This is a genomic window from Blautia sp. aa_0143 (assembly GCF_004167315.1).
GTDB classification, from domain to species: domain Bacteria; phylum Bacillota; class Clostridia; order Lachnospirales; family Lachnospiraceae; genus Blautia_A; species Blautia_A fusiformis.
The window spans coordinates 44,236-55,621 of record NZ_RCXU01000016.1 but is presented as its reverse complement, the minus strand read 5'-3'; the positions used below and the strand labels follow the sequence as shown (position 1 = coordinate 55,621).

Annotated in this window: 11 protein-coding genes and 1 pseudogene; all 12 read right to left on the bottom strand. The window is 43.2% G+C overall.

The window, feature by feature from the left end:
* Positions 1-59 precede the first annotated feature (59 nt).
* Positions 60-1,022, bottom strand: coding sequence for a nucleoside hydrolase (locus tag EAI83_RS09715; protein WP_129975225.1), 963 nt, complete (start codon positions 1,020-1,022; stop codon positions 60-62).
* A gap of 489 nt (positions 1,023-1,511) precedes the next feature.
* Positions 1,512-1,949, bottom strand: coding sequence for an Hsp20/alpha crystallin family protein (locus EAI83_RS09710; protein ID WP_015526401.1), 438 nt, complete (start codon positions 1,947-1,949; stop codon positions 1,512-1,514).
* 418 nt (positions 1,950-2,367) lie between these two features.
* A complete protein-coding gene (locus EAI83_RS09700) occupies positions 2,368-3,114 on the bottom strand; it encodes a YibE/F family protein (protein ID WP_114002476.1) in 747 nt (248 codons plus the stop codon).
* Positions 3,111-4,211 carry a YibE/F family protein gene (locus tag EAI83_RS09695; protein WP_129975223.1) on the bottom strand — a complete coding sequence of 367 codons (1,101 nt, stop codon included), beginning with the start codon at positions 4,209-4,211 and terminating at the stop codon, positions 3,111-3,113. The genes EAI83_RS09700 and EAI83_RS09695 overlap by 4 nt, the downstream gene beginning before the upstream one ends.
* A 191-nt stretch (positions 4,212-4,402) precedes the next feature.
* A pseudogene (locus EAI83_RS17870) lies at positions 4,403-5,875 on the bottom strand (PTS transporter subunit EIIC).
* A gap of 113 nt (positions 5,876-5,988) precedes the next feature.
* Positions 5,989-6,468 (bottom strand): PTS sugar transporter subunit IIA, encoded by a 480-nt coding sequence (locus tag EAI83_RS09685; RefSeq protein ID WP_015526406.1) that lies wholly within the window; start codon positions 6,466-6,468, stop codon positions 5,989-5,991.
* Between the two features lie 251 nt (positions 6,469-6,719).
* Positions 6,720-7,679: a transcriptional regulator gene (locus EAI83_RS17260; RefSeq protein ID WP_173741659.1), complete on the bottom strand. Its 960-nt coding sequence runs from the start codon at positions 7,677-7,679 to the stop codon at positions 6,720-6,722.
* A 75-nt stretch (positions 7,680-7,754) separates the two neighbouring features.
* Positions 7,755-8,522, bottom strand: a complete 768-nt coding sequence (locus EAI83_RS09675; protein ID WP_110103067.1) for a Spy0128 family protein — start codon at positions 8,520-8,522, stop codon at positions 7,755-7,757.
* 7 nt (positions 8,523-8,529) lie between these two features.
* Positions 8,530-9,303, bottom strand: a complete 774-nt coding sequence (gene srtB, locus EAI83_RS09670; protein WP_022426560.1) for a class B sortase — start codon at positions 9,301-9,303, stop codon at positions 8,530-8,532.
* 30 nt (positions 9,304-9,333) lie between these two features.
* Positions 9,334-10,359: a DUF7601 domain-containing protein gene (locus EAI83_RS09665; protein WP_129975221.1), complete on the bottom strand. Its 1,026-nt coding sequence runs from the start codon at positions 10,357-10,359 to the stop codon at positions 9,334-9,336.
* A gap of 104 nt (positions 10,360-10,463) precedes the next feature.
* On the bottom strand, positions 10,464-11,009 hold the full coding sequence (gene lepB / locus EAI83_RS09660) for a signal peptidase I (protein ID WP_129975219.1): 546 nt from the start codon (positions 11,007-11,009) through the stop codon (positions 10,464-10,466).
* A gap of 42 nt (positions 11,010-11,051) precedes the next feature.
* Positions 11,052-11,381, bottom strand: coding sequence for a hypothetical protein (locus EAI83_RS09655; protein ID WP_129975217.1), 330 nt, complete (start codon positions 11,379-11,381; stop codon positions 11,052-11,054).
* Positions 11,382-11,386: the final 5 nt, after the last annotated feature.

The window sequence follows — 11,386 nt, the reverse complement described above, 5'->3', positions numbered from 1 at the left end:
GCACTGTGTTCTGCTCCTCTATATCTTATGAACGCAGCTGCTTCATGGTCTGATCCCGGTTATTTCCCGGTTCTGCATTCGGACACAGAATAAATCGCTTCAAACAGCTCCTGCTGGAAGCTTTCTGTATCTGCATCTGTCAGAATCATATCTTTCATTTCGTCTTCTTCGTGTAGCCACCAGCGAAAATCGCATAATGTAGCACCCCGTCCGGCACCGTCTGAACAATCCACATCCAGGAATACTTTTTCTGTTTTAAAGAACTCCGGATGGATGAGATACATAAACGGTACAGCAGCATGGATACTTGCCACGCAGCGATATTTGGAAAAGTTTTCAAGTACGTAGCCAGCCATATCTCCACAGGCTCTGGCTGCCGGATCACCGGACTGGCACAGCTTCATGATCTGGTTTCTGGTAAGATTACATTTCAGGGTAGCATCCAGTCCGCACATGATCAGTGGGATTCCGGAATCGAATACGATCTTTGCCGCCTCCGGATCTGCGTAGATGTTGAATTCTGCTGCCGGTGTGATGTTTCCGCCTTTTGCTGCACCGCCTGTAAATACAATTTTTCTGATCTTATTCTTTATTTCAGGAAAAACCTTCAACAGAAGTGCAAGATTAGTCATTGGTGCAGTTTCGATCATTACTACCTGCTCGCCCTCCGGAATGGCATTCAGAATGTCACGGATAAAAAGCACTGCATTGTCAGAAGCAGCCTCTGATTTTGCTTCCGGCAGTACGCAATGACCAAGCCCTGTCTCTCCGTGAAATTCTTCCGCATAAATTGCCGCTTTCACAAGAGGACGGTCCTGGCCTCCTGCCACCGGAACCTTCAGTCCGTAAAAATCCACCAGCTCCAGTGCATTTTGGGTCACTCTTTCTATCCTGGTACTTCCTGCAGATGTCGTCACTGCAAGCAGCTCCAGTTCATCCTGATGTGCTGCCGCATATGCCAGTGCGATCCCGTCATCGATTCCGGGATCACAGTCCATGATAACCTTGATCTTATCTCCCATATATTCACCTCTGTAAAAACTCTTTCCCCAATTTTATAGTATTGCCGAATTTCCGCTGTTTACCTGTTCCAAGTATAACAGAGTGAGGAAAGAGTGTAAAGTTAATCAGAATTCGTTACTGTTCACTCCGTTCTCAGCAACACTCTTCGCGATGCACAGAATTTATGCTGATCGCATAAATTCGCGCGGTATGTCTCGGGTTTTCTGTGACTTTCGCTCACACAAAACACCTCGCGGAATATTACCAGTAAACAATAATCAAAATTCACCTCTGTACTTCAGGCTGAAACGTAAAGAACCCCTCTGCCGGACATTGGCAGAGGGGTGGAAAAAAGGGGGTTATATTCATTTATATAAACAAATGCAATGTGCAATTTGGAGCTTTAATATTTGCAATATCCGTTTGGGTTGTTCCGGATATTGTTATTATGCTATATTCCATCACCCGGAGCTTGCAATCCAGTACCGGGACTTCACAATAAATGCTGATCAATCAATAGAAACAAATTTCTTCTCTTCTGCTTCTTTCTTGGTCTCTTCCTTCGGGAAGGTTACATGAAGGATTCCGTTCTCATATTTCGCATGGATATCTTCATGCTTAATGCTCGAGCCTACATAAAAGCTTCTGTTGCAGGTTCCTGTATAACGTTCTCTGCGAACATATTTACCTTTATCATCCTTCTCGTCCTTCTTCTCTTCTCTGGTTGCCTGAATGTTCAGATAACCATTCTTCAGCTGGATCTTCACATCCTCTTTCTTAAATCCCGGAAGATCGATCTCCAGTTCATAATTGCCATCTACATCACGGATATCTGTCTTCATCATATCCTTCACCTGAGGATAAGCATTGGCAGCTGCCTGACGGCCTGTCGGATATCCCATAAAATCATCAAATAAATCTTCTCCGAAAATACTTGGCATTAACATAACTCATTCCTCCTGATCTATATTCGCTGCGTGCTGCGCAGGCGTTTTTAATTTACTGTTTCTGAAAACATCTGCAAATTCTGTAAGAACTTTCTCCGGAAGATTTCTTTTTTCTCTCTTCCTTTGTTCTGTATGTACTATAACACGCATTATTAGCACTGTCAATAGGCGAGTGCTAATTTCACACTTTCTTCACATTTTCCGTAATTTTACGATCCATTTTTCCGATACATATGTCTGAAGCGCCGAAGATAGAAGGACTCCCAGGATCAGAAATGGAACTGCCTGTAAAAACACTCCCATAAATACATAAATATAATAACTGCTTTCATAAAAGAGAGCCCACGTCTGCTGAATACAGGAAAGAACATCTGTATCGGGACCATGGATTCCGTATTCAGTGCAGTGGAGATATGCTTCATGAGATCTGTCGAATAATACATCTAATCGATACCGGGACGGTAATAAGGCAGGCTACCGCACCAGATAGCATGACTGCAACATCCTGGAATAGGAACTGGGAATTAAGAATGATCTCCAGGCTATATTGCTGTGTCTGAATGTATGAAAATAATAAAATAGTTCCTCCAAGATAAGCAAACAGCAACGTATTTACCGTTGTACCGATAATTTCTTTCCCAACCTGATAGCCGGAAGCTGTAAGCTCTTTCGCTGTCAGACTGTTTTTATGAGTCCAGACTTCATATACAGAAGATGTTACAGATAATGCTGTATCGATAACAGCCCCAAGAGTACTGAAAACAGTTACAAATATTCCTACATGAAGCATGTTAATATGAAGGTCCGTACTGTAATAATACATAAAATCGTCTTCCGAAATCTGCAGCTCATTTAACCCGTAACTTCCTGATCTCCACGTAATAATATAAATCGGAATAAACAAAAGTAACATTACCAGCAGTGTAGCCAGAAAAGCCGCCCGCGTCTTTGGATTATTTCCGTTCTGATAAAACAGAGAAATATAACAGACACCTGCACCTGCCACCAATATCAGAAGCAGTACAGGAAAACCGGCAGACATCAGCATAATTGAAAAAAACAAAATTACAATATTCCCCGCCAGTGTCATAATTGACATGGCTCCACGCTCTCCGCCAATCAAGATCACCAGAAAAATTAAAATCAATGCAAGAAAAATGATCATTCTCTGACACCCCTTTTCCGTGATGGTATTTTCATAATCGCTGAAGCAATAAAAACAGATACCGGTATTGCCAGTACAATTCCAATACTTTCTATCAGAAAACGACAGATATCATATGGAATGTGGTATCTCACGATCGTTATAAAACTTATATCATTATTCATCTTAAGTATGAACATGGGAATCATGCCGCTTGCCAAAACAAACAGCAGTACATTTATCATGGTTCCCATAATATCATATCCGATTTCACGACCGGAATGTATCAGTCTTCTCAGAGAAACCGATGGATTTTTCCGCACGATCTCTCCTACTGCTGCGCTGATCGTCACCGTCACATCCATAATTGCACCAAGTCCTGTCAGCATAATATCTGCCCAGAATATATCTGCTGAATTGCCTGTACTTCCAAGGTATTCCAGATTGGAATAATCCAGATCTCCGTACATATAAATAGAAAATTCAAACAATGTCATGATCAGAAACAGAACACACAGTGTTGAAAGAACTGAGGAAAATGTTTTTCTATGAATTCCATTTAAGCAGATCAATGTAGTCAGTGAAAAAAGAACTGCGATGACATTACAGATATTTAAAATATTTTTGCCTTCTGTAAAAGCCTGAAATCCATACGCAAATATGACTGTATTCAGTATCAGTGATATGATCGTGTAAAATCCCTGCTTTCCTGTAATGCAGATCAGAAGAAAAAATAATCCTCCTGCCAGTAATGCCAGATACCCATCCCTTTTTACAGAACGTATCGTTTTTCCGGGGCTTTCCTTTGAACCGCTTAAAAGAACGGTGTCTCCTTTATGATATTTCTTGGTCTGAACCTGAGAAGATGTATATTCATTAGAGACCGTTATTTTTTCCCCTTTATGCGAACCGTTTAATATCCGTGCCGTAATATTCTGAGTATAATAATATTCTTTTGAGCCCCTGGTTCCTTCTCTGCTCAGAGTCTGTTTTTCTGTTACGGAACATATTTTTGCCAGCGGTGTATGATAAAATCGGGAATTACAGCAGGTAAACAGAACAAAAATAATATATATGCCGGCTAAAAGATATTTTTTGTGAAATATGCAGGATTTCATTAACTTCATTCCCCCTGTAGAAATATTGCAATTGTAAACGCACTGACCGGTTGCTTTTTATCGAAGTAACATTCTACGCTTTTTGAAAGTATTGGTCAATATAAGGTATACAAAAAACAGCAGCAGAACCGTTTTCACAGTTCTGCTGCCCCCATAATTATTTTAACAAATACCTAACTCCAAAAAAGCCATTATTTACAAAGCGCAGAAAATGCATCTGCAACAAACTGAACCTTGGTTCCGATAATAACCTGTACAGAAGTTTTTCCAGGTTTGATCACGCCTGCAACACCTGCAGATTTGATCACCTTATCATTTACAGCTGTAATATCCTTAACCTCAAGTCTCAGTCTTGTGATGCAGTTATCGATGCTTGTGATGTTCTCTTTTCCGCCACAGCCTTCAAGGATCTTTGCGGCAATAGCAGTATAGTCATCATTTGCAAGCTCAATATTCTTCTCTGCCTCAAGATCATCATCGTCTTCTCTTCCCGGAGTCTTCAGATCAAATTTCTTGATGGCAAAAAGGAATACAACATAGAATACAATGAATGCTGCAATTCCAAGAGGAAGGATGAGCCATGTTTTCTGTGCTGCCGGAAGTGAGGATGAGAAAAGTAAATCCATCGCACCGGCGGAGAAGCTGAAGCCTGCACGGAAGCCAAGAGCAACTGTGATCATGGTAAAGATACCGTAAAGTAATGCATAGATCACATAGAGGCCAGGAGCAAGGAACATAAATCCAAACTCGAACGGCTCAGTTACACCACAGATAAATGCACAGATCGCTGCAGATGCAACAAGACCGATGGCAACTTTTTTCTTTGCAGGTTTCGCACATCTTACCATTGCAAGTGCTGCACCAGGAATACCAAACATCATACATGGGAAGAATCCGGACATGTACATTCCAAGGCTCCAGGATACATCTGCAGAGGTTTCACCTGCCCAGAAGTGCTGAAGATCACCAAGTCCGATGGTGTCAAACCAGAATACATTGTTCAGTGCGTGATGTAATCCGGTAGGGATCAGCAGACGGTTCAGGAATGCATAGATACCTGCACCAACAACATCCATACCTGCAACTGCTTTTCCTAATGCTACAAGTGCACTGAAAAGTAATGGCCACACAAACAGTAATACAGCAGATACGATAATGGAAACCACTCCTGCGATGATCGCTACGCAGCGCTTGCCGCTGAAGAATGACAACCAGTCAGGAAGCTTGGTGCTCTTGAATTTGTTATAGCATGTAGATCCGATGATACCGGCAAGGATTCCGATAAAAGGATTCGCAATTTTGTCAAATGCAAGAGTTTTTGTTGCATTGTCTGCGATTGATGGCATGATGGTTGTAACAAATCCTGTAGAAAGAAGTGTTGTGAGCATCAGCTAGGATGCAAGTGCAGCAATTCCGCCGGTTCCGTCATTCTTTTCTGACATACCGACACCAACACCGATAGCAAAAAGGATTGCCATGTTGTCGATCAGAGCTCCGCCTGCCTTAACCAGAAACAGACCGATCAGATTGGCTGCGCCATGAATGTCTCCACCCTGCATAGTTGCCGGACATAACCAGTATCCGATACCCATGAGGATACCACAGATCGGCAGTACTGCCACCGGAAGCATTAACGCTTTTCCCAGTTTTTGAAGAAATTTCATATATTTCCCCTCCCTTAAAATAAATATATTTGACCGGATCACTCCGGTTATAACACCCCGAAAATTGCTACTATCTCCGGGCTGCTATAAGCCTGTCAGCTGCATGAAGATGATCATGAAAGCTTGAGGACGGCTTCATCCGCCGAAACATCCCCCTCCTTCTGGAGGCTTATCTTTCCGTAATCATCTGTGTTGCAGATCAGAACCGGGATAATCGTGTTTAAACCGGCTTTCTCAATTTTGTCCAGATCAGCCTCTATCAGAAGATCACCCTTTTTAACCTTGTCACCTGCTGCAACGTGGGCTTTAAAGGGTTCGCCCTTAAGTGTGACTGTATCCAGTCCGATATGTATCAGTATTTCTGCTCCCTGAGTGCTTGTCAGCGTAACTGCATGAAGCGTATCAAATACCATTGCCACCTCACCGTCTGCCGGAGCATATATCCTGCCGTCTGCCGGGATCACGGCAAAACCGTCACCCAGTACCTTATCCGCAAAGACAGGGTCCGGAACCTCCGCAAGGGGAACCACTCTACCCTTGCAGGGTGCATAGATTAAATTTCCTTTATCTTTTCCTTTAAAAAATTTCAGCATATTCTCTTCCTCCCGTTATTTCACCACTTCTTCCGGTATTGATATCCGCGATGTCGATTTGTAAATATGTCTATATATTTTTTATCCGTTCCGGGTTTATATTATATATTTCGTATAATTTTCATTTTTTGATTTTTAGGCATGTGTATATATTAACCATTATTTTCGGTTTTGTCCACATTTTTATCGGTATTTTTCAAAAAAATAAGCTGTAGCACATTAACGCGACAGCTTATGTGAGAATATTCAGTTTACTTCAGCAGTTCTTTTTCTTTCATATTCGTTGTCACCTGAAACTCTCCGTTGATCCGTTGGATCTCGTATACCAGGGGATTATTTCTGGCCCAGCCGGGATCTTTTTCTGCCTGCCGGTTCCAGCTGTACCAGGCGCGGACAAAGCCTTCGTGGATGGTAGATTCCGCTTCCTGGCGGGCCTGGACCGCATCCTGATAATCCACAAAAGTTCCGATATAAAATCGTTTCCCCTTGAATCCGATGGTAGCACGGTATTTTCCATTCCGCAGCTGATAGACGCCACGGAATCCGCTGGTATTATCACTGCGGTGCTTTCTTTTTTCCAGCATCTCCACACAGGTTCCATCTACCATATGCAGCTGCCCGGGAAGCTCCTTCCATATCTCCTGTCTCAGACAGCCACAGCTTCTGTAATTACCATGAAGAAGGCCATCCTCTGTCACATCCACTTCATTTCCGCAGTCACACCGACAATGCCAGAACACAGAGCCCTTTTTGCTCCTTTTATCTGTATGATAGAGAGCAGTCAGCCGCCCGAAACGCTGTCCGCTGATGTCGGTGATCCCGCGACCTCTGACATAATGGCCGCAACCGCAGCTGGTACATTTTCCGGCTTTCAGGCTGTGTGCAGTGGAAATATGCATATTCCCGCAGTCACAGCGGCATTCCCACCTGGTCCTGCCGTTTTTACTTTCCAGTTTTTTTACTGCCACAAGTTTCCCGAAACGCCGGCCTGTAAGGTCTTCTGCCACCGGGCCTCTCCTAGAACTGTTTTGCGGAATACATCCACAGTCCTTTACAGTCCCACGCATCAGATGTCTGGTATTTACTTTTATCTCATTTCCACAATCACATCTGCACAGCCATACAACATATCTGTTTTCCCGCTCATCCAGTTTTTTCAGTACCGTCAGATGACCAAATCTCTGACCTTCCAGTTTAAGTCCGTTTGCCATCCTCTGTCCCTCACATTTCGTCAAAAAAAGCGATGCGGTAGAAATTTTTCCTGCCGCACCGCTGTCCGGATCCTGTTATTTATCCGTTTTCTTTTTTCTTCTGACAAATACTGCTGCCAGTAATACCACGCATCCGGAAACGCAGATCACTGCGATCCATTTTGCAATGTTTGTGTTATCTCCTGTTTTTGGCATAGCTTTTACATGACTGGAACCAGTATTTCCTGTATAGGAAGAAGTTCCGGAAGCAGGCGGATTGCTGTCAGGTTTTATCGGCGTGTTCGTTATGGTCGCTGCCGGAGTTCTGGTCGGCACTGCAGTCGGAGTTTTTTCCGGAAGTGGTGTCGGTGTATTTTCCGGTACAGGTGTCGGCGTATCCACAGGATCGTAGGAATTCACAAAGCCGATATCCTGTTTCTCGCTGTTCATCTGTGCATCGGTATGTGCAGCCACAACTGCTTCCAGATCACCGGACTCTCCGTTCGTTACTGTTACTTTCACATAATAAACGGTATTGTCATAATGTCCGTTTTCCAGCTTTCCAGGCTGCTGGGAAACGCTGTAAGTGTATACGCCAGGAACAGCATATTCCACTGCAGGAAATTCTGCTTTCCCCGCACCTGTGATCGTGATCGTATTTTCTTCCGGCATGGGTGCTTCGTCCTCACCCTGAAGAATGATCGTATAAGTTTCGTCCGGAGATGGCTTCTCACCTGACAATTCCACGCTGACAGGAATCTTTACTTCCGCAACTCCAGCTGCCATAGCTGAAATCGGAAAAACTGTCAGGCACAGAACCGCAAGCAGGAGCACTGCCGGAAATTTTCGTATATTCGTCTTCATCCCCTCCTTACGTCTCCGGCGAATAAGGTTTCATTACCGCCAGAAGAACTGTTCTTGCATCTGTAAATTCCGAAGAGCAGGTTGACATTGCCAGTATCTGGGAAAAATCTTCGGACTTTCCAATGTTATCCATTGTCTGCTGATGGACATGTTCCGCGTTTTTTCTGACAAAATCCACAAGTCCGCTGGTGTCCGCCTGCCATTTTCCCGTTGCAAAAATAGAATCCTCAGATGCGGAAACCTGCATACATGCAAAAATTTCCAGCTTGTAGGAACGGTCAGGCAGGATCAGCGTACCTGTGGTGTTTTTGTTGAAAAATTTCTTTTTTCTGTAAAGATCCAGATCTCCGAACATCTTATGCTCTGCCATGTGATGACCATACAGGAGAGAATATTTCCCCTGAAAATTTCTGTCACAGCCGGAATCCAGAAAGATGCTTCCTGACAAAGCAAAATCACCGTATACATCGGTATTGATGTAAGTCAAGTTATCTTCTCCCTGAAGGATCGGATAATCGATCTTTGTGTGGTCCAGTGTGATCCATCCACAGACATCCGGATTGATCTTTCGGAGCTCTTCAAAAGAAGCGCCTCCGTCTTTCTGTTCCGGGTCCGGTTTCAGTTTTAAGAGCTGGGACTGGATGTCGTCCACAGCGCCATAGACCTGTGCGTTATCCCAGAGCGCATACCCGGAATACGCCGCCGCCAGAATCAGAAACAATGCTACAATGGCAGTGACCAGAGAGTTGGCTGCTTTCAGAAAAAACTTAGATGCGTTCATACTGCCTCCTCTCTGCTGCCTGGATGATCATTAGTCTTCGTATTTACGTCTTCTGGTGATGAATGCTGCACCTGCGATTACGATCACACCTGCGAATACGAGGATGTATGGGAGGGTTGTGAGGTTGATGCCGGTGTCGATTTCGCCACCTTTGTTGTTTACAAATGCCTGAGTTGCTTTGTCTGAAGTAGTTGTTCCCTCTGCTTTATTACCATCTTTTCCATTTACCGTTGTTGTATATTTATCAACTGCAGTCTCTGTTACTGTGTAAGTAACATCTTTTGGCAGATTTTCGATAGTGATTGTATCACCATGTTTCAGTTTAAATGTTTCTATTTCACCAACTTTGATAGATGTTGGATTTTTAGCATATGAACCGACTGATACTGTATAACCATTTTCATCATATGCTGTTTTATTATCTTTTCCTGTTAAAGTAATTGTAAAATCGAAATATTTAGACTTGTCACCAAGGTTACCTGTTACCTGTTTAGATACCTCTAATTTATTAGCTGTATAAGTGTTATTAAATGCAGCTTCATCATTTGCAAGTTTGTTTTCATTTTTTGTAAAGGAAACAGAATCTACTTTAAATGTTCCTAATGTCTCACCATTTACTACAGTGACTTTCATTGTTACAGAATCTGTATCGTAGTCTACACCTGCTGTAGTTCCTGCTGTCTCTTTAATTGTGTAAGTATAAACTCCAACACTTTTGTAAGCTGGAAGAGTTACATCAACAGTCTTCTTGTTACCGCCTATAGTAGCACCATCTTCTTTTGTATAAGAAACAGTTCCAACTGTTGGTGTTGGCATATTATCTACATTTACACTCTCTGCTGCATCTGTAACTCCTGCATTCTCAATAGTAAAATTAAATGTTTCTGCAGGTGAGCTTCCTTCACCGCTCAGCTGGTATTCTTTAGTAAACTGAACTATACCTTTTACAGGCGTCTGTGCTTTGTTAACTGTCTCTGCCGCAAACGCCGTACTTCCCATGGTAAACATGGTGGCTGCTGCGATCAAACATGCTAACAGTTTCTTTGTCTTTTTCATAAGAAAATCCTCCTAGAAATATAAATTTTTATTTATAAGCTCATAAAAAGCAGCTTATACATTTGTTGTTATGTTCTCTCAGAAATGGGAGAGCAGTTACTTTTTTACAGTTCCCTTCTTCGAAGTATGGTGATCACTTTTGCTTTTACATCCTCCGTGGAGATGGGGCCAAATTCACGGCTGTCTTTTGCATGGGTTCGGTAATCTCCCAGAATAAATACACTGCCTTCCGGAACTGTATAGGGATATGTGATCCCTTCCTTTGCATATGTAGGAAATGCAATTTCTCCTGTCTGGGCTGTTCCGTTTACGAGAAGCGTTCCTGTGTCATCCATTGTGATCACGTCTGTTTCGCATCCCAGGATACGCCCTACGTGAGTTTTGCCGCCGGCTTCATACACGACAACATCTTCTTTTTCAAGATTCTGTTCCAGCCGATAACCGATGAGAAGATCTCCGGCCTCCACTGCCGGGAACATTTCATTATCCGGTGCCTGGACTATAAGAAAAACCTGTGTAAACAGCAGCCAGCCAACGGCCACGATCAACACGATCCGCCAGAAAAGACGGATGTAGCCTTCCTTTATTTCTGTAGAATATCTTCTTTTTCGGATTGTCTGAGAACAGGTTTGATCTTTTTCAGCACGCATCACCTCCGCACCTCTTCTCTGGAACTATATCCTGTGAACAGATCAGACATTTGTATCCTGTCCGGTAGTCCCTCTTTCAGCAAGTTCCTTATATTTGCGAATCATGGCATCACAGCTTTTCTGATGGTCAGCGATCAGTGCATCGTACCGTGCACGTTCTGCGCTTAAGGATATTTCATAAATCTGGTTTAACTCTTCCAGCTTTTTCCAGAGATGAACTTCATCCACTCCGCCAAACAGCACCTTCCGAAACCTGACCGTCCGGAACCACTCCTTCAGCTTTTCGTGCTCATGATTTAACGCCTCTGTCTGCGGAAACCGCTCTGCTCCAGCATTACAGCTTCCTTTTTTTCCTGACCGTTTCTTCTTCATCACAA